Raw genomic sequence first — 23,612 nt, 5'->3', positions numbered from 1 at the left:
CGCCTCAATGACTGAGAACTACACCGCGCTCTACGAAGAGCACAAGAAGCTGGGCGCTTCGTTCACCGATTTCGGCGGCTGGCAGATGCCCCTGAAATACTCCTCAGAGCTGTCCGAGCACCACGCCGTGCGCAAGTCGGCCGGCCTGTTCGACCTGTCCCACATGGGCGAAGTCTGGATCACAGGCGCCGGCGCAGGTGCCTTCCTGGACTACGCCCTCGTGGGGAAGCTCTCTGCGATCGCCGTTGGCAAGGCCAAATACTCCCTGATCTGCGCCGAGGATGGCGGCATCATCGATGACCTCATCGTTTACCGCCGCCCGTCTGAAACAGAGGGCGAAGACAAGTACCTCGTGGTTCCCAACGCGGGCAATGCCAGCACGGTGGCCGCAGCCCTGGCCGAACGGGCCGCGGGTTTCGATGTGAAAGTCGAGGACGTCTCCTCCGAGATGTCCCTGATCGCCGTCCAGGGACCCAAAGCCGAGGACATCCTGCTGCGCCTTGTGCCGGCGGAGCAGCACAGCCTGGTCACCGAGTTGAAGTACTACGCCGCCGTCGAGGTCCCCTTCACCGTTGACGGCACCACAGCCGAGCTGCTGCTGGCCCGCACCGGCTACACCGGCGAGGACGGCTTCGAGATCTTCATCGAGAACGACGGCGCCCCGGCCCTCTGGTCGGAAATCGTCGCCGTTGCTGGGGAGGGGGAGTTGACGCCCGCCGGGCTCGCCTCCCGCGACTCCCTTCGGCTCGAAGCGGGGATGCCGCTCTACGGCAACGAGCTCTCCCGCGACGGCGACCCGTTCGCCGCCGGCCTGGGTCCCGTCGTCGCGCTCTCCAAGGAAGGCGACTTCGTGGGCCGCGCTGCCCTGGAAGCCAAAAAGGCCGCCGGGGCTGGCGCAACCACCGGCCGGAAACTGGTGGGCCTCAAGGGGCTCGGACGCCGCGCCGGTCGAAGCCACTACCCGGTCCTGAAGGACGGCGCCGTGGTGGGCGAGGTCACCTCCGGCCAGCCGTCCCCGACCCTCGGGTACCCTATTGCGCTGGCCTACGTCGACGTCGAGCATGCGGAAATCGGCGCGCCCCTGGAAGTAGACCTCCGAGGCAAGCGCGAGCCGTTCGAAGTGACAGCGCTCCCGTTCTACAAGCGCTCAAAGTAGGCCCGAACCCCGCCTGGCTGGCAGGCCCGTCGGAGGTGACATCCTCCGCGTGCTCGGTCGCGAAGACGCACGCTTCCGGACATCACCCCCCCCGAAGGGGCCCCGCGGCCGGCTATCGTTCCGGCGACCATTCTTCCTGAACTGGTCAGCCGCCCCCAAAGACAGCCACAACTGATTTAGCACACGCATCCTACAAACGTAAGGAAGAAGACTATGGCAAAAGTTGCACCTGAATTGCAGTACTCCGATGAACACGAATGGGTGGCCCGTGACGCGGGGAACCTTGTGTCGATTGGCATTTCCGCCGTGGCCACTGACGCCCTCGGGGACATTGTCTACGTTGACCTGCCCGAGGTCGGTTCCACTGTGACCGCAGGCGAAACCTGCGGCGAGGTGGAATCCACCAAGTCCGTCTCCGACCTGTATGCCCCGGTTACCGGCGTGGTCACCGAAGTCAACAGCGCCGTCGTCGACGACCCGGCCCTGATCAACAACGACCCCTATGGAGCCGGCTGGCTGTTCAAGGTAGCCGCCGACTCCGATGGCCCGCTGCTTTCCGCCGAGGAGTACGCGGCCAAGAACGGTGGCGAGCTGTGAGCGCCGCAAGTGCCGCAACCGCGGCTTTCGAGCAGGTTGTTTCCCCGTCGCTGAACGCGCAGCTGTCCGAGCTGGATCCGGAGATCGCCGCAAAGATCGACGACGAATTGACCCGCCAGCGCGACGGCCTGGAGATGATCGCGTCGGAGAACCATACGGCTGCGGCCGTGATGCAGGCGCAGGGCTCGGTCCTGACCAACAAGTACGCCGAGGGTTATCCGGGCAAGCGCTACTATGGCGGCTGCGAGCATGTGGACGTGATCGAGCAGCTCGCGATCGACCGGGTTAAGGCACTCTTCGGCGCCGAGTTCGCCAATGTGCAGCCGCACTCCGGTGCGCAGGCCAACGCCTCGGTGATGCATGCCCTGATTAAGCCCGGCGACACCATCATGGGCCTGAACCTGGCTCACGGCGGGCACCTGACGCATGGCATGCGGATTAACTTCTCCGGCCGGCTGTACAACGTGATCCCGTACCAGGTCCGTGAAGAGGACCACCGGATCGACATGGCTGAGGTGGAGCGCCTGGCCCAGGAGCACAAGCCGCAGCTCATCGTGGCGGGCTGGTCCGCGTATGCCCGGCAGCTGGACTTCGCCGAGTTCCGCCGGATTGCGGACTCCGTGGGCGCGTACCTGATGGTGGACATGGCGCACTTCGCCGGCGTGGTGGCCGCCGGGCTGCACCCGTCCCCGGTTCCGCATGCCCATGTGACGACGTCCACGACGCACAAGACCCTCGCCGGTCCGCGCGGCGGCATCATCCTGAGCAACGACGCCGATATCGCCAAGAAGATCAACTCGGCAGTGTTCCCGGGCCAGCAGGGCGGACCACTGGAGCATGTCATTGCCGGCAAGGCAGTCGCCTTCAAGATCGCCGGCTCGCCGGAGTTCAAGGAACGCCAGGAGCGCGTGCTGGCCGGTGCGCGGATCCTGGCCGAACGCCTCACCCAGGCTGACGTGGCGGCCAAGGGGATCTCCGTGATTTCCGGCGGTACGGACGTGCACCTGGTCTTGGTGGACCTGCGTCACTGCGAACTCGACGGACAGCAGGCCGAAGACCGGCTCGCCGCAATCGACATCACTGTCAACCGCAATGCCGTGCCCTTTGACCCGCGCCCGCCGATGGTCACCTCCGGGCTGCGTATCGGTACCCCGGCTTTGGCTACGCGCGGCTTCAGTGAAGCAGCGTTTGCCGAAGTTGCGGATATCATCGCCGAGGCCCTGATGGCCGACGCCGACGCGGACCTTTCGGGGCTCCGCCACCGCGTGGAGGCACTCGCCGCCGCGCACCCGCTTTACCCGTCAGTCTCACCTCTGTCCTGACCTCCTTTGGTCACCTTGGCCCGGTGGGGCCCGTCCATAGTGTCCCTGCCATAGTTGTTAGTTAGGAAGCGCACATGGCTGTTGGTGTCTTCGATCTTTTTTCGATTGGGATCGGCCCTTCGAGTTCGCATACCGTTGGGCCTATGAGGGCCGCGGCGGTCTTCGCCGACGAACTCAAGCAATCCGGCGCCTTGGACCGGATGGATTCCCTGCGCGTTGACCTGTACGGTTCCCTCGCCGCGACGGGCCGGGGCCACGGCACCATGACCGCCGTGCTGCTGGGCCTGGAGGGCTACCACCCCGAACTGATCCTCCCTGACGAGGTCGAGGAAAGGCTGGCCTCGATCGCTGAGACCGGAACCCTGCAGTTGGCGGGAGCAGGGTCCGGCGAAGGCAGGCCGCTGCCGTACGCGGTGGAGGATATGATCCTGCACCCGCTCACGGTGCTGCCCCGGCACACCAACGGCATGAAATTCTCGGTGTCCGACGCCGAAGGCGCGGTCCTGTACGAGGCCACCTTCTTCTCCGTCGGCGGCGGCTTCATTGTCCGTGATGGCGAAGAGGACGCCGCACAGAAGGAGTTGGACGAGTCCAAGAAGGAACTTCCGCTGCCGTTCCGCACCGCTGCGGAGCTGCTGGGCCGCTGCCAGTCCAAAGGCCTGGGCATTTCGGACATCATGCTCATCAACGAACGCGCCTCCCGCTCCGAGGAAGAGATCCGCGACGGGCTCCTGCACATCTGGTCCGTGATGGAGAATTGCGTCGCCACCAGCCTCAAGCGCGAAGGCGTGCTGCCCGGCGGACTGAAGGTCCGCCGTCGGGCGCCTGACTGGCACGAACGGCTCCTGAAGGAAAACCCGGGCCATGATGCCGATTACCATGACCCCAAGTACTGGCAGGAATGGGTAAACCTCATCGCGCTGGCCGTGAACGAGGAAAACGCCTCCGGCGGGCGGGTCGTGACCGCCCCCACCAACGGCGCGGCCGGGATCATCCCCGCGGTCCTGTACTACGCCCTGCACTTCGCGCCGGGAATGGACAAGGCCAGCCAGCAGGACCGCGACGACGTCGTGGTGAAGTTCCTGCTCGCCGCCGGCGCCGTCGGGGTGCTCTACAAGGAACAGGCCTCCATCTCCGGCGCCGAGGTTGGCTGCCAGGGCGAGGTAGGTTCCGCGTCCTCGATGGCCGCGGCGGGCCTGGCCGAAGTCTTGGGCGGCTCTCCCCCCCAAGTCGAAAACGCCGCCGAAATTGCGATGGAACACAACCTCGGCCTGACCTGCGACCCCATCGGCGGGCTCGTGCAGATTCCCTGCATCGAACGCAACGCGATCGCCGCAGCCAAGGCGATCAACGCTGCCAAAATGGCGCTCTGGGGCGACGGCACCCACCGCGTCTCCCTTGATGAAGTCATCGTCACTATGCGCGAAACCGGCAAGGACATGTCCTCGAAATACAAGGAAACAGCTATGGGCGGCCTCGCCGTCAACGTCGTGGAGTGCTAGGGGTCGGCCTCCCAGCCGGCTTTACAGCGATTGTCCTGACTCAAGGATGACCATCTCCCGGCGGTTAGACTTGAGGCTGCATGCCACGCACGCAGCCTCAAGCACGGAACTGATTGGACACTGCCCCCTTGCGAGAATTCACCGCCCGCTTTGCCACCGCCGAGGAGATCGCCAACTGGGACGAGCACGTCATTGCCAATCCCAATGGCGGGAACTTGCTGCAGTCCGAGGCCTTTGCGGAGGTGAAGCAGCAGTTCGGCTGGAAGGTCCTGCACCTGGTCTACGAAACAGCTGACGACACCAGCTACAACCTTGTCCTGGAGAAAACTTTCCCCGTGCTTGGCCGGTTCTGGTACATCATCAAGGGGCCGGACGTCGCCACGGTCGATGACATCCCCGGAATCGTGAAGGCCAACAAGGAGTTCGTCTCCCGATCCCGGCTTAACGTCTTCGCGATCAAGATCGAACCGGACATTGTGCTGTCTGATGAAGCCCACCGCGTCCTTGAGGGTGCCGGATTGGTCAAGACCCCCAATCTGCAGCCGAATGATTCCACGGCCTTGCTGGACATCACCCCGGATGAGAACCAACTGTTGCGGAACCTCCATTCGCGCGGCCGTAACGCCATCCGTCGAGCCATCCGCGAAGGGGTCCAGGTCCACAACGTGGATCCCACCGAGGAAAACTTCAAGGCGATGTACGCGCTAATGACTAACACGGTGGAGGCGAAGTCGCAGGTCCGGGTGCGGGAGTACGACTACTACCAGCAGTTCTGGACCAACTTCATCAAGCGGGGCCAGGGCCGGCTGATGTTCGTTTACGAAAATGGCGTTCCGTCCGTGGGCGCGTTCGTGATCAACTACGGCCGCAAGGGAACCTACAAGGATGGCGGGTCATTGCAAAAGCGCAGCCAGTATGGGGACTCGCACCTGGTTCAATGGACTGCCATTAACCAGCTGAAGGAGCTCGGCTGCACCGAGTACGATTTCTGCGGCACGCCACCCAGCGACAAGCTCAAGGACACGTCCAATCCCTTCCACGGGCTCGGCCTTTTCAAGACGAGCTTCAGCAAGACCGTCACTGACTTCGTGGGATGTTACGACCACGTCCTGAGCCCGCTGAAGTATAAGGCCTGGACCCTCGCCGGGGAGCGTATCGCCCGGCAGTTGTACACGCGCAGGACGGGCCGCCAGTTCTACTAGAATCGCAGTGCGTGATCCCTGTTTTCACCTTGGAGGCTGCCCAGATTGACTGAACGACCCGAAGGAGCCGGCAACCGTCCCCAGACGGACGGACTGCCCAAAACCCAGCCGCTCACGGCGTCGCAAATCACGCAGAATGCCTACGCCAGGCGTATGCTGCGCCGGCTGGTCCAAGGCGAAAATCCGCCGACGGCGCCCCTCACCATTGTGGATCGCCTTGCCGGCAGCCCATACGCCAATCCCACCATCCAGGTTGGCGGGGTGGACGCCTCTGCCAGGAAGACCATCGACTTCGCCCTGCACATGGCGGAAACCATGTTCCGCTATGGCGCCGGCGCCTTGGAGGTCGAAACCAGCATCATCGCCGTAACCGCTGCGCTGGGCTTGAAGAATATCGAAGTGGACATCACAAACCAGTCGGTCGCCATCAACTATGCGCCGAAGGACCAGACACCGATTTCGCTGCTCCGTGTGGTTCGGTCCTGGACGAATAACTACGCGGGCCTGGCCAAGGTCCACCAGCTCGTCACGGACATTGTGGCCGGGGGAGTTGGCCGTACAGAAGCGGTCAGCCGGCTGGATGACATCATCCGTGGCAGCAAGCCCTTCCCGCGCTGGATGGTCACCATCGCTTTCGGTATCTTCGCAGCAGTATTCGTGGGCGTCCTGGGCGGTGGCCCGGGCGCCTCGGCCCTCGCGTTCGGGTCGAACATCCTGGTCAGCCTGCTGGCCCGCCAGCTCGGCCGCTGGCGAACGCCGGACTTCTTCAACACGGCTGCCTGCGCCTTCCTGGTCACGTTCATAGCCTTGATGCTGCGCTGGGCGGGTGCGGATATTGCCCCGTCCATCGTGGTGGCCGGCGGGATCCTGCTGCTCCTGCCCACCGGGCGGCTCGTGTCCTCCGTTCAGGACGCCATCAATGGCTTCCCGGTCACGGCGGCCGGGCGATTCCTCTCCACGTTCCTCACTTTCGGCGCGATCGTGGCGGGGATCGCGGTGGCCTTCGTGGTCGGGGAGCTACTGGGCAGCGAACCCATCGACGTCACCCAGACCTTCCCCGACGCGTATCCGCTGTGGGGTCAGGCACTGCTTATCGCCGTGGCCGTGGTTGCGATCGGTGTCACGGAGCAGACCCATGTGAAGCTCCTGCTTCCGACGGCGGCCGTGGGGCTTGTCGGCTTTTTCGCACTCTGGGCGGCCGGGAACCTGGGCTTAGGCGACCGGCTTTCCCCCGCTATATCCGCCGTCGTCATCGGTTTGCTGGCACGGGTGGTAGCCCTGAAGCTCGGCGCGCCCCAGCTTGTCGTGGCCGTTCCGGCGGCCTTGATCCTGCTTCCGGGCTTGACGATCTTCCGCTCCCTGTACGTGCTCACTGTGGAGGAAGGGGAGACCCTGTCAGGCGCCGGGGGCATGCTCAACGCCGCCGCGATTGTGCTGGCTATTGCCGCAGGCATTGTCCTCGGCGACAACCTGGCAAGGCCGTTGACGCAGGGGCTCGCCAGCAATGAACGAAGGCGCGGCCGGCGCCGCTAGGATGTAGCCGCTAGATCTGGCCGATCGGGAGTTTCTTCTCGGCCTGGAAGTCGTCCTCGACCCGGCCCTGTGCCCAATAACCGGAGAGTGACACTTGGGTCCGCTCCAGTCCGCGCTGCTTGAACAGGATGTCCCGCAGCCCTTTCATATAGCCCCGCTCGCCATGTGCGAACACGTGGACCCGGCCGTCCAGCCAATCGCCGTCACGAACGGCGTCCAGGAGCAGCGTCGAGGACCCGGCGGGCACGCCACGGCGGAGGAGCCAGTGAAGCTCGACGGCGGCCGGAGCCGCAATGGGTAGAATGTCCGCTTCGGAATCGACTTCCAGGAACGCGAGCCCGCGGGCTGTTGCGGGAAGGGATTCGACGGCGGCCGCTATGGCCGGGAGCCCGGCGTCGTCGCCAGCGAAAAGATGCCAATCGGCGGCAGGGTCTGGGTTGTAGGCTCCGCCTGGCCCGGTGAAGACAAATTCGTCCCCGGGCTGTGCCGCAATGGCCCAAGGCCCGGCCAGCCCTTCATCACCATGGACGACGAAGTCGACGGCGAGCTCCTCCGCGGCCTCGTCTACCCAACGCAGAGTGTAGGTGCGGGTGTAAGGCCACTGCTCCCGCGGCATCGTCTCGCGCACGGCCCACAGGTCCAGCGGCCGGGGGTAATCGACGCCGGGCTGCGGAAAAACGATCTTGACGTACCGGTCAACGAAGGCGTTGTTCACAAAGTCCGAGAAACCAGGACCCCCGGCCACGATGCGAACCATGTGCGGCGACAGTTCCTCGCGTCGGAGGACGGTCAGATTCACTTGCGGCCGCGATTTCCGGGTTGCCGAAGTGGCTGCTGGAACAGTAGTCATAAGGTAAGCCTAGGCTAACAATGCCGCTGGCTGACGGGGTGTTATTACACTCACACGATAATTCCTGCAACAGTGATGGCCGGCTGTCAGATTGCCGGCAGTTCCCAATTCACGCCGTCAGCGCCCTGCTCCCGGAGCAGGGCGTTGGCCTGGCTGAACGGACGCGAACCGAAAAAACCACGGGACGCAGACAAGGGGCTTGGATGCGCGCTTGCCAGTATCGGGGTCTCGCCCAAGAGGGGCCGAACGCTGTCAGCGTCCTTTCCCCACAGGATGGCCACCAGGGGGCTGCGGACACCGCGATTGTCCTGCCGCGACGCGACGGCGGAGACAGCCGCCGTCGTGATCTTCTCCCAGCCCTTGCCCCGGTGCGAGCCCGCCTTTCCCGCCGCGACACTGAGCACCCGGTTGAGCAGCAGCACCCCCTGGTCCGACCACGCCGAAAGGTCGCCGTGCACACGAGGAGGGAGGCCCAGGTCATCCTGGAGTTCACGGTAAATGTTCACAAGACTGCGGGGGATGGGGCGCGTCTGGGGGGAGACTGCGAAGGAAAGCCCGACGGCGTGTCCCGGCGTCGGGTAGGGGTCCTGGCCCACTATCAGGACTTTGACGTCGGCCAAGGGCCGGCGAAACGCGCGCAGGAGGTTCGACGCCGATGGCAGCACCTTAGCTCCGTCGCCTGCCTCACGGGCTACAAACCGCAGCGCCTGTCGCAGCTCGGCCTCGACCGGCTCCAAGGCCTTCGCCCAGTCGGGCGCCAGGAGCTCATCCAGGGGTAAAGTGGTGAGCTGGGCAAAGGCCTCAGGCTCCCGTTCCCCTTGCCCCACATCGAACAACGCTTCTTCGCCAAACACCTCCCCATTGTCTCCCACTTGCGGCGGACGCTGGGTTGGACGCTGGTTTGGAGCGGCAGCCCGCTGGCTAGCACCCGGCCAGGGCCCGGCTAAATGACATGCCTGTTATTCGTCCGTAGCATGGGGGTAGGACATTTTGAGCAGCGCCCCAAGGAGTATGTCGTGGCAGAACCCGCACCGGACAACATGGCCTCCGACGGCCTCGAGGCCCATGGCGCCGGCCTGGCGCTTGAAGACATTTCATCCCGCACCCGCAGCGACTCGCCCCTCAGCTTACGCGAGCAGCAGATGCTGGCCCTTGAGCGGCAGTGGTGGAAGTATGCAGGGGCCAAGGAACAAGCCATCCGGGAGCTGTTCGACCTCTCGGCTACCCATTACTACCAGATCCTCAACGCCCTCATTGACACGGAGGACGCCCTGGCGCACGACCCGATGCTGGTCAAGAGATTGCGTAGACTACGTACGTCACGTCAGCGGGCCCGCACGGCGCGCCGGTTGGGGTCTGACGCGTAAAACCAGGGCTCCCGCCCCGTAGCAGGCCAGCAGTCACAAGCAAGGATGCCTCTTTACTATGACCAAATATGCCCGGGATGAATTCGACCGCGTCGCGCAGAACTCGTCGCGCCAAGGCGTCCACCGCGCCGCGACAGATGCTCCGCGGCCCTCACTGGTACCCATCCTTACTGTGGGCATTGCCGCCTTGGTCATCGGCCTTGTCTGTTTCCTGATCCTCCCCAAGCTGGGCTTCACCCAGCCGGCCGCAATGTCCAGCAATGTCTCAGCGGAAGATGCCAAGGGAGGAACCCTTGCGTCCGAAACGCCGAAGGCCGAAACACTGGCTACGACGTCCGCCTCGGCCAGCCCGCAAAGCACCGTGCATCCATCGCCCAGCCCGACGCCTACCCCCACCACGGCAGCCGTGGACACTACCTCAGCAGTGTCTGTGTACAACGCCACTACCACCGGCGGCCTCGCCGCCCGCGTTGCCGCACAGGTCCAGGCCGAAGGCTGGCCGCTGGGAATGGTGGCCAATTGGAGCGGCACCCCACAGCGGTCGTCAGTGATCTTCTACAGGGACGCCGCCCAACTGGGCAATGCCGAGGCGTTGGGGAAACTCCTGGGAATCACTAATCTCGTGGAATCAGCCGAGTTCCAGCAGCCTGTGGTCATCATCCTGGGGCCGGGCTTCCAGTAATCCCGGTTACGCCTGAATAACTATTCCCATGCTCCGGCACTGTGCAGGCGCCGCGGTATGTGACTGTGGATACAGTAGTTTGCACCGGGACAGTGGCAGGGGCTGGCCCTGGAATCGTGCAATCGGAAAGAGTGGACATCATGGCTTTGGGGACCGTCAAATGGTTCAACGCCGAAAAGGGCTACGGCTTTATCACGGTGGATGAAACCGGCGACGACGTTTTTGTCCACTGGTCGGCTATTGAGATGGACGGATTTCGCGCCCTCGAAGAAGGCCAGCGGGTGGAGTTCGAAATCGGCGAAGGCGAGAAGGGCCAGCAGGCAGAGAGCGTACGGCTCGCGTAGTGCCTTTCCTTGATCGGCGAAGCCCGCGGTTTCGCAGAGTACTTGCTGCTGTCCCTGTCGCGGCTGCCCTTGCGCTTTCAGGTTGTTCCGTACCCACTGGCAATGCGCGGGTGGACCCTGCCGAGGCGAGCGGTGACGGTACGCTGCGCATCGGGCTGATCCTCGATAACGAAGGACAGGGAAGTTTTCTCAACAAGGCCCAGCTTGCAGCCGCCAAACTGGCTGTCCAGGAAATCAATGGGGCAGGCGGCCATAAGGGCAGGCCTGTGGAACTGTTGCCTGAATCGGTGGGCCAGGATACGGCCGGACAGGCCCGCGCCCTGGTCGATGCGGACGCCGACGTCGTGATCGGCCCCACGGACTCCAGCCGGGCCACGGCAGCGATAGATGTGCTCTCCCGTTCCAAGATCCTGCTGATCTCCCCGGCCAACACTGCCGCCGGCCTGAGCGCGTACAACAGCGGCGGTTTCTATTTCCGGACTGCGGCGGCCGACGTTGCCCAGGGCGGTGCACTCGCTAAGCTGGCGCTCGAGGGCGGTGCCAAGCGGGTGGCGGTAATTCATGAGGCGGGCGACTATGGCCAGGACGTGGCGGAATCGGCGAGCTCTGCTGTCACGTCTTCCGGAGCCGAAACGGTGGCAACAGCCGAATTTACTGCCGGGAACGCGGCCGCGGCCGTAGCCCAGGTCAAGGCAGCGGGCCCGGAGGTCGTTATCGTGGTTGCCCGCGGAGGCGCGCAAGGGGCCCTCTCGGAACTCCACAACGCAGGCATCTCCGGAGAAAAGCTGGTGCTCAGCGACGGAGCAGTCCGCCAATACGGTGCTGAACTTGGCTCCAAGGCCTTGAGCGGAGCCCGTGGAATCCTGCCCGGAGTCTTTCCCTCGGCCCACTTCCAGGGCGAGCTGGTGGCAATGGATTCCGGGCTGAAGGATATGACGTTCGCCGCCGAGACGTACGACGCCGTTAATCTGGCGGCCATTGCCGCTGCGGCAGCAGAGGACGACGCCGGTTCGTCCATGGCGGCCTGGCTAACCACGGTCTCGGGTGGATTCCGCGCAGGAGTTGCGACGGCGGCCGTGGGCGGAAGTGCCGCAGGCGGGAGCGCCGCAGGCGGTAGTGTGGCAGACTTCGCGGAGTGCGCCAGCTACAAGGAATGCATCGATGGCTTGAGGGCGGGCAGGACGCCCGACTACCAGGGCCAGTCCGGGGCCATTAACTTCGACGCGAACGGTGACATCACCTCGGCCAACTACATGGTCTTCACCTATGGAGGGGACAACCGCGCAGAACTGAGCGGCAGCCAGGCGGTTGCCAAATCCGGCTAATGTGGGAAGTCACCCCCGCACCCGTTGCCCTGGCAGCAGGAACACATCGCAGTCCTGATCGCCACCAGCGAACCTGCCCTGCCAAAACGGCACCAGCGGACTCGTCTGCTTGCACTCTCCCCGGGTGAGTGCTAATTATTGACTTAGCACTCCCAAGCTTCGACTGCTAAAACGACTTCCGGAAAGCCGGATCATCGGGTTGGTAAAGGAGCGGCAGGAGCCAAAGAAAAACCTTGCTGAGGTGAGGTCCGGAGAGTGGGGCGTACAGAGGCCCGGCTGGAAGGATCGTCCGTCGCGGGCACCAAGGCAATGGGTACCTTCTTAACGACTGTCCCGAAAGGACTATTGCCGTCATGGCCAAGATCATTGCATTTGATGAAGAGGCACGCCGCGGCCTTGAGCGGGGCCTGAACACCCTCGCCGACGCCGTTAAGGTCACCCTCGGCCCGCGTGGACGCAACGTCGTCCTCGAAAAGAAGTGGGGCGCCCCCACGATCACCAACGATGGTGTGTCCATCGCCAAGGAGATCGAGCTGGACGATCCCTACGAAAAGATCGGCGCCGAGCTGGTCAAGGAAGTTGCCAAGAAGACGGACGACGTCGCTGGCGACGGTACCACTACCGCAACCGTCCTGGCACAGGCACTGGTCAAGGAAGGCCTGCGCAACGTTGCTGCCGGCGCCGACCCGCTGTCCCTCAAGCGCGGCATCGAGAAGGCTGTTGAGGCCGTCATCACCGAGCTGCTTGCTTCCGCCAAGGAGATCGAGACCAAGGAAGAGATCGCAGCCACGGCTTCCATCTCCGCCGGCGATTCCGAAATCGGCAGCCTCATTGCCGAAGCCCTGGACAAGGTGGGCAAGGAAGGCGTCATCACCGTCGAGGAATCCAACACCTTCGGCCTGGAGCTTGAGCTCACCGAGGGCATGCGCTTCGACAAGGGCTACATCTCCGCTTACTTCGTCACCGACGCTGAGCGCCAGGAAACGGTTCTGGAAGACCCGTACATCCTGATCGTCAACTCCAAGATCTCCAACGTGAAGGAACTCGTTGCGGTCCTGGAGAAGGTCATGCAGTCCAACAAGCCGCTGCTGATCATTGCCGAAGACATCGAAGGCGAGGCCCTGGCCACGCTGATCGTGAACAAGATCCGCGGTACCTTCAAGTCGGTTGCCGTCAAGGCTCCGGGCTTCGGTGACCGCCGCAAGGCCCAGCTCGCTGACATCGCCATCCTCACCGGTGGCCAGGTCATCTCCGAGGAAGTCGGCCTCAAGCTCGAGAACGCTACGCTCGAACTCCTCGGCCAGGCACGCAAGGTTGTTGTCACCAAGGACGAGACCACCATCGTTGAAGGTGCCGGCGACGCCGAGCAGATCGCAGGCCGCGTTGCCCAGATCCGCGCCGAGATCGAGAACTCCGACTCCGACTACGACCGCGAGAAGCTGCAGGAGCGCCTGGCCAAGCTGGCCGGCGGCGTTGCAGTCATCAAGGCCGGTGCCGCAACCGAGGTTGAGCTGAAGGAGCGCAAGCACCGCATTGAGGACGCCGTCCGCAACGCAAAGGCTGCCGTTGAAGAAGGCATCGTCGCCGGTGGTGGCGTCGCCCTCATCCAGGCCGGTGCCAAGGCCTTCGCCAACCTGAACCTCCAGGGTGACGAAGCCACCGGTGCCAACATCGTCAAGGTTGCCATCGACGCTCCGCTGAAGCAGATCGCCTTCAACGCCGGCCTCGAGCCGGGCGTCGTCGTCGACAAGGTCCGCGGACTGCCGTCCGGCCACGGCCTGAACGCTGCAACAAGCGTCTACGAAGACCTGCTGGCTGCCGGCGTCAACGACCCCGTCAAGGTCACCCGCTCTGCCCTGCAGAACGCCGCCTCCATCGCTGGTCTCTTCCTGACCACCGAGGCTGTTGTGGCTGACAAGCCCGAGAAGGCTGCTACGGCTGGCCCGGGTGCCGACGACATGGGCGGCATGGGCGGCTTCTAGCCTCCCGCCAACCACACGGCAGCAATCAACGACGGCGGTCCCCATCTTCGGGTGGGGGCCGCCTCGCCGTTTATGGACGCTCTCTTTGGTGTCGCTGCTGTCTGGCAGGATTGAGGCATGACGATTACTGCTGCGGCCGACGGTTCCGCGCTTGGCAATCCCGGCCCGGCCGGCTGGGCCTGGTACGTGAATGATTCCTGCTGGCGTGCCGGGGGCTGGCCCCACGGCACCAACAACCAGGGTGAGCTCATGGCCGTGCTGGATCTGTTCCGCCAGACAGCCCACCTTCCTGATGAGGAACTGCATATCCTGTGCGACAGCCAGTACGTCATCAACTGCATCACCAAGTGGATGCCGGGGTGGAAGCGCAAGGGCTGGCGCAAGGCCGATGGAAAGCCCGTCCTCAATGTGGAGCTGCTCAAGGATATAGATACTGAGCTGATCGGCCGAAAGTATACGTTCGAGTGGGTCAAGGGTCATGCCGGCCATGACCTCAACGAGGCCGCTGACGAACGTGCTCGGGCCGTGGCAATCGCTTACCAGCAGGGACTTGCTGTTCCGGCCGGTCCCGGCTTCTCCGGCTCGACGCCTTGGTCACGCGCTGCCGCACAACAAGATGCAGAACTCCGTACGGGCCGCCCTGGCGCCGTCACCGGGGCAGCGGCACCGGTGGCGCAAGAGCCGTCTCTCTTTGACCAGACGACTTCCGTTGAGCACTCTCCCGTTGAATCCTCCTCCGGCGAGGTTTTTGGTGAAGAAGCGGAAGAGCCTCTGTACACCCCAGAGGAAGAACCCGTGTACACAGAGGAACCGTCTTACACCCAAGAGCCCTCCCTCTTTGACGACGAGGAAGCCTTCGCTGAACCCGTCTTGTTCACGGAGTCTGTGGATGGGGCACCCGTGAACTCCGGACGCACTGACGAGGAAACCGTCCTTGCGCTGGAGAAGGAACTCCTGCGTCCCGACGTGCGCGCCGACCTCGGACGAACCGGCGTTCTGCTCCACCCCGATTTCACCGAAATCGGGACGTCCGGCCGCTTCTGGACCCGGGACGCCATGATGATGTCCCTTGAACAGAACCCCGCCGAACACGGGGACATCGAACTCCTCGGCTCCGACCGAATCGGGGACAACGCGATCCTGCTGACCTATCGCAGCTACGGGCGGGCCGGGACGGTCCTTCGAACGTCCCTATGGGTTCTTGACGGAGGACAATGGCGGCTTCGGTTCCATCAGGGAACGCCGGAAGCCTAGCCTGGCCAGGAATCCCGATCTCAGTACATGAAACGTTGCGTGTTTCCCTGCTCGGTCTCGAGGTAGGTGGCGGCAGCCGAGGCAAGGGCCTGGTTGATGGAGGCGAGGGATGCCTCCACCTTGCTTTGGGTCATGGCCCATTCCGTGATTAGGGCCTGGAAATTCGTGGCTGCCGAACCTTTCCAGGTGCCTTGGAGTTCGTCCAGGCCGTGCTTCATGGATTGCACGTCAGCGCTGATCCGTTCCACAGTGGCTTTGACGTTGGCCGACTTTAGCTGCAGGAGTTCGGTATCGACGGAAATGATGCTCATGGCGGTGCCTCTCGACATTGATGATGGGGCAGTTGCAGCACCTTTCACAGGACCCTTAGACAACTGCCGGATACCCCATCGAGCCTAGGAAGGCTGCAGCGGCGGGACCACTACTGGCTGACGCTATGTGGATAAGCGCCGTCGGCCTCTGACGCCGATGCATCAGGGTTCTCGTCCTCATCGTTGCCATACGGCAAGCTGACAACGAGGGTTGCCCCACCGCCGTCGGTCTCTTCCACCCGCACCGTGCCTTGGTGCGAACCAACAATGGCGGCCACAATAGCGAGCCCCAGCCCGCTTCCTCCAGTCTCCCTTGTGCGGGAGGTGTCCGCCCGATAGAACCGTTCGAAGATCCGCGGCGCCTCCTCAGGCGGGATCCCGGATCCGTGGTCTCGAATCTCCACCACTGATAGCTCGCCGGCATCCGAGGCTCGGCGGCCGACGGCAATTTCCACAGGACTGCCCTCAGGGGTGTAGCGCAGGGCGTTGCTGACCAGGTTCCCGATTACCTGCCGGAGCTTGGCCTCATCGCCGAGGACGGGAGCGGGTGCCGGTTGGCCGCCGTCGAGCCCGATCAGCGAGATGGTGCGGCCTGACGCCGTCGCCTGTGAATCGACGACGGCGTCGTGGGCGAGGATATGGAGATCTACCGGCTTGAGCTGCAAGGGCCGCTGTTCGTCGAGGCGCGCCAGCAGCAGAAGGTCTTCCACCATGGATCCCATGCGCTTGGCTTCGCTCTCGATCCGTCCCATCGCCATGGCTACGTCGTCATCGGTTACCAGGGCACCCTGCCGGTAGAGCTCGGAGAAGCCGCGGATCGTGACAAGGGGCGTACGCAGCTCATGAGAGGCATCCGCGGCGAAGCGCCGCATGCGTTCCTCGGAGGCGGCACGGGCAGCGAAGGATGATTCGATGTGGGCCAGCATGGCATTCAGGGAGCGCCCAAGGCGTCCCACCTCAGTCCCGGGGTTCTCGACTTCGACACGCCTGGATAGGTCACCAGCCGCAATGGCCGCTGCGGTCTTTTCCACCCGGACGAGGGGGCGGAAGGAGCGTGCCACCGTCCATGTGGCGATGAAGAAGGCCAGCACAAGCGTCAGGAGCCCAACGCCCACCACCACGAACGTCGCGTGCTCCATGACCTTGTCCACAGGGGACAACGGCAGACCGACAATCACTACGGCGGTGTTGTTGTTGCTGTCCACCACGTTGACGGCCATGACCCGCCAGTTGTTGTGGTCGGTGCCGCGCACCTGGAAGGGGGTGTCGTTGTAACGTCGAACATCTGCGGGAGTAATGCTGCGGATGTTCGGATGGTTTGTTTTGCTGCCGCCGAAAATGTACGGCTGGGGAAGGCCCGGGCTGAACAGCAACAGCGAATAGTCGGTGGGAACCGCCGAGTTTGAGTCCTGGAGCTTGTTGAAGGACTGCTGCTCTCGGGCCAGTTCGACGGCGGCCTCGAGTTTGTCGTCGACCTGCCCCTGAAGGTAGCTACGAACCAGTGTGAGGGTTCCGGAACCGGTTGCAGCCAGGGCAAGCAGGAGCAGCCCCATGATGATGGCGACGAGTTGGGACCTCAGGGAGGCCGACTTCCAGCGGTTTAGCAAGGTCAGCGCTTCTCAGCCGTTCGCAGGACGTAGCCGACTCCGCGCTTTGTCTGGATCAGGGCTGAAGGATCCGGATCTATCTCGACTTTGCGGCGGAGATAGGAAATGTACGATTCCACGATGGAGGCGTCCCCATTGAAGTCGTATTCCCAGACGTGGTCAAGGATCTGGGCCTTGGACAGGACCCGGTTGGGGTTCAGCATGAGGTAGCGGAGCAGCTTGAACTCAGTGGGGGACAGCTCGATCACGGTGCCTCCACGGCGAACCTCGTGGGCATCGTCGTCGAGCTCCAGGTCATCCACCCGGATGATGGCGTCGTCGTCCTCCAGAGGCTGGGTGCGGCGCAGCACGGCACGGATGCGAGCCACAACTTCGTCCAGGCTGAAGGGCTTGGTGACGTAGTCGTCGCCGCCGACAGTGAGGCCAGTGACCTTGTCCTCCGTGTCGTCCCTGGCCGTCAGGAACAGCACGGGGAAATGCTTGCCCGCGGCCCGGAGCTTCCGCGTGACGGTGAAGCCGTCCATATCCGGGAGCATCACGTCAAGCACTGCGAGGTCTGGGGAATGCTGGTCCGCCGCGGCGAGGGCTTCGCGGCCGTTGCCCGCTGCAACAACCTCAAAGCCGGCAAAGCGCAGGGACGTAGAGAGGAGCTCGCGGATGTTTGGCTCGTCATCAACCACGAGCAGCTTGGCTTCAGGGCCGTTTTTCTTCATATCTCCATGATGCTCCCAGTTTCTGGGAGATTTCTGGACGAATGTTGAGTGTTTGTTGTGCTTTTCCACTGATCAGATGCCCGTTTGAACGTCTTTCGCGTCAATGATGCGATACGCGTAGCCCTGTTCCGCCAGGAAGCGCTGTCGCTTCGCGGCGAAATCCTGGTCCAGAGTATCCCTGGCCACCAGCGAGTAGAAGCGTGCTGAACGGCCGTCCTGCTTAGGCCGTAGCAGCCGTCCCAGTCGTTGCGCTTCCTCCTGTCGGGATCCAAATGAACCGGACACCTGGATCGCCACCGACGCTTCCGGCAGGTCGATGGAGAAGTTGGCCACCTTGGACACCACGAGGGTCTGGATTTCCCCGGCACGGAAGGCGTCAAAGAGTTTTTGCCTGACCCGGACTGTCGTGTCGCCCTTGATGACGGGGGCGCCAAGGCGCTCGCCGATCTCATCGAGCTGGTCGATATATTGGCCAATCACCAGAAGCTGTTCGCCCCTATGGTGATCCACGAGTTCCCCCACGAGCCTGGTCTTGGTCTCCGAGGTTGAGCACAAGCGATATTTGTCGGCGTCCTCAGCCATGGCGTAGGCAACCCGTTCATCCTTGGGAAGATCCACCCTTACTTCCACACAGTCGGCCGGGGCTATGTACCCCTGGGCTTCGATATCCTTCCAGGGGGCGTCGTAGCGCTTGGGGCCGATGAGGCTGAAGACTTCCCCTTCGCGCCCGTCCTCCCGCACCAGCGTGGCGGTCAGGCCGAGCCGACGCCGGGCCTGGAGGTCCGCTGTCATCCGGAAGATCGGGGCGGGCAGCAGGTGGACTTCATCGTAGATGATCAGGCCCCAGTCGTGCCCGTCCACTAGTTCAAGGTGCGGATAGAGTCCGCCGCGCTTGGTGGTCAGGACCTGGTATGTGGCAATGGTGACGGGCCGGACTTCCTTAACAGAGCCCGAGTACTCGCCGATTTCCTTCTCCGTCAGGGAGGTCCGCTTCAGAAGTTCGTCCTTCCACTGGCGGGCGGCAACGGTGTTGGTGACAAGGATGAGGGTGGTCGTGGAGCTCGTGGCCATGGCGGCGGCGCCTACCAGTGTCTTTCCCGCACCACAGGGAAGCACCACTACCCCGCTCCCTCCGGACCAGAAGTTTTCGGTGGCAACTTTCTGGTAGGGGCGGAGGTGCCAGCCTGTCTCATCCAGCATGATGGGATGCGGAGTGCCATCCACGTAGCCGGCGAGGTCCTCCGCGGGCCACCCGAGCTTCAGCAGGAGCTGCTTCAGCTGCCCGCGCTGGGAGGAATGGACTACCACGGTTTCCCCGTCTATCCGCGGCCCCAGGAGCGGCTCGATCTTCCTGGCGCGGATGACTTCCTCCAGCACGGGGTAATCGTTGGTGCGCATAACCAGGCCGTGCTGCGGATCCTTTTCCAGCCTTAGTCGCCCATAACGGGACATTGTTTCTTCGATATCGATCAGCAGCGCGTGCGGCACCGGGAATCGCGAATACTTCAGCAGGGTATCCAGTACCTTCTCGGCGTCGAGCCCTGCAGCCCGCGCATTCCACAGCCCGAGCGGCGTCAGGCGATAGCTATGCATGTGCTCAGGTGCGCGTTCGAGCTCCGCGAATGCGGCGATGGCGTGGCGCGCTTCGGTGGCGAGTTCGTGGTCGACTTCCAGGAGGATGGTTTTGTCGCTCTGCACGATCAGGGGACCGTCAGTCACAGTCGGTTCCTGCCTACTTTCTGCTTATTTTCGATGCTGCCGGGGATCCAACGTTCATTTCCGGAGTTCTCGGGCCGGTTCGACGTCGATGATTCTGTGGAGGGAAAGGACCCGCTCGGTTTCTTTGACCGGGTCGAAGACACGGACCCTGCCCCCGGACACAGATACGGGAACAACCTTCTCGACGCTGGCATTCCCCTCGCTGTCCACGACGTTCAGGATCACTTCCTGCCTGAGGCGAATAGCCGTCTGAAGGGCTTCGAGGCCTAATTGCGTGGCAGCCTCGGAGTTCCCTCCGCCTTGCATGCCGCCAACAGCCCTGTGCTGACGGAGAACCGCGAGCTGCGCCTCTACGGCCTCTTGCGGAGGGGCTGTGCGAGGGAGGGAGTAGACCGGGCGGGATCCGACGACGGCGGTAGAGCGCCGCAGGCGCACTCCCTGCGCCTCCGTTTCCTCGACCGTGGGGGAAAGACCAAGTTCACGCAGGACACGGGCTGTTTCCCGAGGGCTCGCCGAGGAGGTTAGGACAGTCGGGGCGATCCGGGCAAGGCCCAGGCTACCCGCTCCAGGCTCATGCATAAGCTCTGTCAGGGCCGCCTCGTCATCACTCTGGATGAAGCTGGCCGACGTCGCAACGCGTAGCCGGCCATGCCGTGAGGCAGTGTCTGTCACAAGGTATTCGAGCGGCTGGGGAACTGCGGTGGCCGAGTGTTGGCGGAGGAACTCCAGCAGGCCTTCGGCGTCGTATCCTGCATCGAGGGCGCGTCGGATGGATGCGGCGGAAAACCGGTAGATTGTTGCGGGGCCCTGCCCTTCGGCATCCGCCATCAGGTGCAGCCTGGCGCTCAATTCCGGCGAGAGGTAACCCGGAGCCACCGCCGTGAGATCGGCCTGGAGAAGTACATGGCTCAGGGCAGCGGGCAGGTGTTCGCCAAGGATGTCCAGTGCCTCGTCCGGGTGTCCTTCCGCGATGGCGGCCCCTAGCTGGGTGAGGGCTCCGGAGCCCATGAGGCCAAGCAGTTCGGCTTCGTGGAGCATGCCCCGAACGAGGGAACTGAACCGCCTGGACATCCGGGGCTGCGTCCACTCCGCTCGTTCCATGACCGCGGCAGCGTTCAGGACCGGCGCTTTGCCGTCGGGCGCCGTGGCCTCGAGGGTCAGCTCATGGAGGATCTCCAGGATCCGCCGTCGAACCACCGGGGCATCGGGTCGCTGGGCTTCTGCGGACAGCGCATTAATGGTGCCGGCCGTCCCCGCACGGGCCGCAGTGCGGTGCAGCTCATTGCCACCCCTTGATGGGTCGCTCTCCCGGTGCTGCGCTGACCCGGCCCCCGGGACCAACGGTTGCCCCACTAACGACGGTGCCCGTTCGCTGGCAAGCCAGGCGTTGACGAGCCATAGCCACTGCTCCTGGCGGGGCAGTTCAAGCCACTCCAGGGAGGGCGGCTGTACCCAGGTTGAGTTGTCGACGTCGAGGCGAAGGAGACCCGCCAACGCGCATAATTCCACCAGGAGGGCGGTTTCCGGCAAGTCCTGGCGGATGGACTCGGCCAGTCGCCGGAGCTCCCGGACGCCGACGCCGCCGCTTCGCAGCGTGGCCAGGGGCTGCGCATCGACGGCGGAAAGTACCTCGGCGACAAGGCGCAGTGTCTCGGCGATCGCGCCTAGCGCGGCGTTGCGGCGTAAGGCCGCGCTCGTGTGCCCAAGTTCCGGAACGGGGGGAGTCAGGGCGAAATTCTGCACAATCACGCCACTCCTCAAGGACAGCCCGACGCTGTGGGGTAGTTCCACATGCGCGGCGTCCAACGGTACGAGGAGGCCGCGTGCCAGAAGCCAGTCCACAGGACCGACGTTGGCGCCTTCATTGACCACCGAGGCCCGTCGCTGTGCCTGGGGAACCGCTCCCATGGCCCAGTTACTGAAGCGGTTAAGGAGGGCGCGGGTGCGTTCCGGCGCCTTGGACATGATCTGTGCCAGGTTCTCCGGCGTCGAGGTCCAGTGCTGGAGTGACAGGGCGGCTTCCATGGGTGTGCTGGCCGGACGTACCGTCGCCCCGCTTTGGTGAAGCTCGTTCACTAACTGGACCACGCGCTGGGCGAAGGCAGGTTGCAGCCGGACCAGTTCGGTATAGCTGCGCCCAAGGCCGGCCGGATAGATGCCAATGACATCCTTGAGGCTGCCTACCGGAAGGTAGAAGCGTTGTCGTGCGGTGCCTTGGGCGTTGTAGCCGGGAGGCGGCTCGGCGCGGTGGACCAGCGCCAGGTCCTGAAGCTTGCCGAGGATTCCCTCAAGGGCCGACACCGTGGAGCCGGAGATGACCTTTTTCAGCGCCGCTGCTGATGCGCTTCGGCCCGTGTCGGCATTGGTCAAGAGATGTAGCGTCTCAAGGACCTGCATTTCCGGTTTGTTCAGCCGCTCGAGGACTCGTTGCACGCTGACCCGGGCGCTGGCTCGGGCCGCAAGGGCAGCGAAGTCGGGAACAACAGGCGAAATGAGGTCGGGCCGCGCGTCGAAGAGGACACGGAGTGAGTCGTCACTGCGCGCTTCGAGTTCCTTGCTGAGGGCACGGATAAGGGACATCAATTCAACGTTACCGCCACGGGAGGACTTGCGGGCGGCCGGTTCGGGGCCACTCCGTTGGAGCGCTGATCGTCATTGGCGACGGCGGCGCGAAATGCCGTCGATCACGGCCACGAGCATCAACAGGAAGGCGAGCGGAAGCCCGAAGAGCGCTGTGGACGTCATCCAGGACGGGGCCACGCCGCCGGCATAGGCAATTGCCATGACTGCCCCAACAGAGGCGAGTGACAGAAGTGCGGCAACGGCCGCGACGATGATGAGTGGACGGCGATAGCCGAGGCGTGTCATGGAGCAACGTTAACAAATCGACGGCCATCGGCGCTTTGGGCAGCGTCATCCGGATACGAAGTCTTTTGCAGGATGGCAGGCCTCATGAAAGCAGGAATCCCGGGCAAGGCAGGATAACCTTGAAGAAGTAGACCAACATAGACAATCGTCACCTCAGAACATGTGCTAAAGCGCCCCGCGCTTTGGAACGGAGCGGTGGCGGTCTGGACCAGACTGAAACGCAACAAGAAGAAGGTTGATTAAGTGCCCACCGGCAAGGTCAAGTGGTATGACAAGGAAAAAGGCTTCGGATTCCTCGCAGCTGAGGATGGCCAGGAAGTGTTTCTTCCTAAATCGGCGCTGCCTGCTGGAGTAGCAGAGCTCAAGGCTGGCACCCGTGTCGAATTCGGGGTGGCCGATGGACGTCGCGGCGCCCAGGCCCTGGGGTTGCGCGTCCTCGAAAAGACTCCATCCATTGCCAAGGCAAAGCGGATGAATGCCAGGGAACTGGCGCCCTTGGTGCAGGACCTGGTGTCCGTACTGGACAACCTCTCCGGCACGCTGTCCTCCGGCAAATACCCCGAGGGCAACAAGGGCAAGGCCATCGCCGTCGCCCTTCGCAAGATCGCCGACGAGCTGGACGCCTAGGCCACAATGACTTCCGAATCCGCACAAGCCGCAGGCGATGCATCGGCGGCTGAGCCTGAGACGACGGCAGTCCAGGACGAGGCGGCAGGATCCGGCGCAAGTGCGGCGCGGAAGCCCGCCGTCGCACGTCCCCGTGCCGGTTTGCCCGTCTGGCGTACCGGCAAACCGGACGCAATGCTTGCTGCCGCGGTCGACGTCGCGCGGGAAGCTATTGCGTCGATAGCGGGACCGGGAGAGGTTGGTCCGCATCTGGGGGCCCGCTCCGAGGGCGAACGACTGGTAACGCACCTGTTCGAATCACGATTGAGCGGATACGTAGGCTGGCAATGGTTCGCCGTACTGACCCGGAACTCGCGCTCCAAGGTGGTTACCGTCAGCGAACTCGGCCTGCTTCCCTCCGAAGATTCGGTCCTGGCTCCGCAGTGGGTCCCTTGGGCCGAGCGCGTTCGTCCCGAAGATGAGGCGCAGGCTTCCGACGAGAACGCCTCCGAGGCGGAAGAGGTCGAGGTGGTTGAAGAAGCCGCCGACGACGAAGCTGCCGAGGCCGACGACGAAGCTGCCGAAGCCGACGAGGCTGCCGAGGACGATTAGTAGAAGTTTCCCAACTAGCTCGCAGTTGTGGTCGTTAAGATCCGTTTTAACGACCACAAC

At 63.7% G+C, this 23,612-nt stretch carries 22 protein-coding genes; 14 read left to right on the top strand and 8 right to left on the bottom strand.

All coding sequences use genetic code 11. The features are described from left to right. Positions 1–7: 7 nt before the first annotated feature. The 6 genes from gcvT to J7E82_RS04560 all read left to right on the top strand — a co-directional run bounded on the left by gcvT (position 8) and on the right by J7E82_RS04560 (position 7,312). Positions 8–1,156, top strand: coding sequence for a glycine cleavage system aminomethyltransferase GcvT (gcvT, locus tag J7E82_RS04585; protein WP_214860882.1), 1,149 nt, complete (start codon positions 8–10; stop codon positions 1,154–1,156). A 213-nt stretch (positions 1,157–1,369) separates the two neighbouring features. Beyond that, entirely contained in the window at positions 1,370–1,753 is a 384-nt protein-coding gene (gene gcvH, locus J7E82_RS04580) for a glycine cleavage system protein GcvH (RefSeq protein ID WP_214860880.1), read from the top strand. Then, on the top strand, positions 1,750–3,075 hold the full coding sequence (glyA, locus tag J7E82_RS04575) for a serine hydroxymethyltransferase (RefSeq protein ID WP_308113617.1): 1,326 nt from the start codon (positions 1,750–1,752) through the stop codon (positions 3,073–3,075). Before gcvH ends, glyA begins: the two co-directional genes overlap by 4 nt. 74 nt (positions 3,076–3,149) lie before the next feature. Further along, positions 3,150–4,577, top strand: a complete 1,428-nt coding sequence (locus J7E82_RS04570) for an L-serine ammonia-lyase (RefSeq protein WP_214860878.1) — start codon at positions 3,150–3,152, stop codon at positions 4,575–4,577. Positions 4,578–4,705: 128 nt separating this feature from the next. Next, positions 4,706–5,779 carry a peptidoglycan bridge formation glycyltransferase FemA/FemB family protein gene (locus J7E82_RS04565; protein ID WP_214860877.1) on the top strand — a complete coding sequence of 358 codons (1,074 nt, stop codon included), beginning with the start codon at positions 4,706–4,708 and terminating at the stop codon, positions 5,777–5,779. 45 nt (positions 5,780–5,824) lie between these two features. Further along, entirely contained in the window at positions 5,825–7,312 is a 1,488-nt protein-coding gene (locus tag J7E82_RS04560) for a threonine/serine exporter ThrE family protein (RefSeq protein ID WP_214860876.1), read from the top strand. A gap of 10 nt (positions 7,313–7,322) precedes the next feature. Here the strand turns inward: J7E82_RS04560 and J7E82_RS04555 are convergent, their stop codons facing one another. Next, positions 7,323–8,162, bottom strand: coding sequence for a siderophore-interacting protein (locus J7E82_RS04555; protein WP_214860873.1), 840 nt, complete (start codon positions 8,160–8,162; stop codon positions 7,323–7,325). Positions 8,163–8,248: 86 nt separating this feature from the next. Continuing rightward, entirely contained in the window at positions 8,249–9,016 is a 768-nt protein-coding gene (locus tag J7E82_RS04550; RefSeq protein ID WP_214860871.1) for a uracil-DNA glycosylase, read from the bottom strand. A 162-nt stretch (positions 9,017–9,178) separates the two neighbouring features. On the opposite strand from J7E82_RS04550, the gene J7E82_RS04545 reads away from it, so the two are divergent. The 6 genes from J7E82_RS04545 (at position 9,179) to J7E82_RS04520 (ending at position 15,116) form a co-directional block, all read left to right on the top strand. Further along, positions 9,179–9,529 (top strand): DUF3263 domain-containing protein, encoded by a 351-nt coding sequence (locus tag J7E82_RS04545; protein WP_214860869.1) that lies wholly within the window; start codon positions 9,179–9,181, stop codon positions 9,527–9,529. Between the two features lie 58 nt (positions 9,530–9,587). Continuing rightward, positions 9,588–10,211: a LytR C-terminal domain-containing protein gene (locus J7E82_RS04540; RefSeq protein WP_214860867.1), complete on the top strand. Its 624-nt coding sequence runs from the start codon at positions 9,588–9,590 to the stop codon at positions 10,209–10,211. 140 nt (positions 10,212–10,351) lie between these two features. Continuing rightward, positions 10,352–10,555, top strand: a complete 204-nt coding sequence (locus tag J7E82_RS04535) for a cold-shock protein (protein ID WP_214860860.1) — start codon at positions 10,352–10,354, stop codon at positions 10,553–10,555. A 110-nt stretch (positions 10,556–10,665) separates the two neighbouring features. Next, complete coding sequence (locus J7E82_RS04530) at positions 10,666–11,880, top strand: ABC transporter substrate-binding protein (protein WP_308113615.1); 1,215 nt, start codon at positions 10,666–10,668, stop codon at positions 11,878–11,880. 353 nt (positions 11,881–12,233) lie between these two features. Continuing rightward, positions 12,234–13,862 carry a chaperonin GroEL gene (gene groL, locus J7E82_RS04525; protein ID WP_214860856.1) on the top strand — a complete coding sequence of 543 codons (1,629 nt, stop codon included), beginning with the start codon at positions 12,234–12,236 and terminating at the stop codon, positions 13,860–13,862. Between the two features lie 117 nt (positions 13,863–13,979). Beyond that, entirely contained in the window at positions 13,980–15,116 is a 1,137-nt protein-coding gene (locus J7E82_RS04520) for a ribonuclease HI family protein (RefSeq protein ID WP_214860854.1), read from the top strand. A gap of 20 nt (positions 15,117–15,136) precedes the next feature. Here the strand turns inward: J7E82_RS04520 and J7E82_RS04515 are convergent, their stop codons facing one another. The 6 genes from J7E82_RS04515 to J7E82_RS04490 form a co-directional block, all read right to left on the bottom strand. Further along, positions 15,137–15,427 carry a WXG100 family type VII secretion target gene (locus tag J7E82_RS04515; RefSeq protein WP_214860852.1) on the bottom strand — a complete coding sequence of 97 codons (291 nt, stop codon included), beginning with the start codon at positions 15,425–15,427 and terminating at the stop codon, positions 15,137–15,139. 110 nt (positions 15,428–15,537) lie between these two features. After that, on the bottom strand, positions 15,538–17,034 hold the full coding sequence (locus J7E82_RS04510; RefSeq protein WP_214860850.1) for a cell wall metabolism sensor histidine kinase WalK: 1,497 nt from the start codon (positions 17,032–17,034) through the stop codon (positions 15,538–15,540). A 2-nt stretch (positions 17,035–17,036) separates the two neighbouring features. Further along, positions 17,037–17,747 carry a response regulator transcription factor gene (locus J7E82_RS04505; RefSeq protein WP_214860848.1) on the bottom strand — a complete coding sequence of 237 codons (711 nt, stop codon included), beginning with the start codon at positions 17,745–17,747 and terminating at the stop codon, positions 17,037–17,039. Between the two features lie 72 nt (positions 17,748–17,819). Continuing rightward, positions 17,820–19,466, bottom strand: a complete 1,647-nt coding sequence (locus tag J7E82_RS04500; protein ID WP_214860846.1) for a DNA repair helicase XPB — start codon at positions 19,464–19,466, stop codon at positions 17,820–17,822. Between the two features lie 54 nt (positions 19,467–19,520). Then, positions 19,521–22,046: a helicase-associated domain-containing protein gene (locus J7E82_RS04495; RefSeq protein ID WP_214860844.1), complete on the bottom strand. Its 2,526-nt coding sequence runs from the start codon at positions 22,044–22,046 to the stop codon at positions 19,521–19,523. Between the two features lie 72 nt (positions 22,047–22,118). Beyond that, positions 22,119–22,334 (bottom strand): hypothetical protein, encoded by a 216-nt coding sequence (locus J7E82_RS04490; RefSeq protein WP_214860842.1) that lies wholly within the window; start codon positions 22,332–22,334, stop codon positions 22,119–22,121. Between the two features lie 243 nt (positions 22,335–22,577). On the opposite strand from J7E82_RS04490, the gene J7E82_RS04485 reads away from it, so the two are divergent. Next, positions 22,578–22,961, top strand: a complete 384-nt coding sequence (locus J7E82_RS04485) for a cold-shock protein (RefSeq protein WP_214860840.1) — start codon at positions 22,578–22,580, stop codon at positions 22,959–22,961. 6 nt (positions 22,962–22,967) lie between these two features. Beyond that, positions 22,968–23,552, top strand: coding sequence for a DUF3027 domain-containing protein (locus tag J7E82_RS04480; RefSeq protein WP_214860838.1), 585 nt, complete (start codon positions 22,968–22,970; stop codon positions 23,550–23,552). The last annotated feature ends 60 nt before the right edge of the window (positions 23,553–23,612 follow it).

Origin of the sequence: Arthrobacter sp. ISL-30, from assembly GCF_018613855.1 — a bacterium.
Taxonomy (GTDB): domain Bacteria; phylum Actinomycetota; class Actinomycetes; order Actinomycetales; family Micrococcaceae; genus Arthrobacter.
Note: the sequence above shows the minus strand (reverse complement) of the source record. Positions and strands in the feature narration are given on the sequence as shown.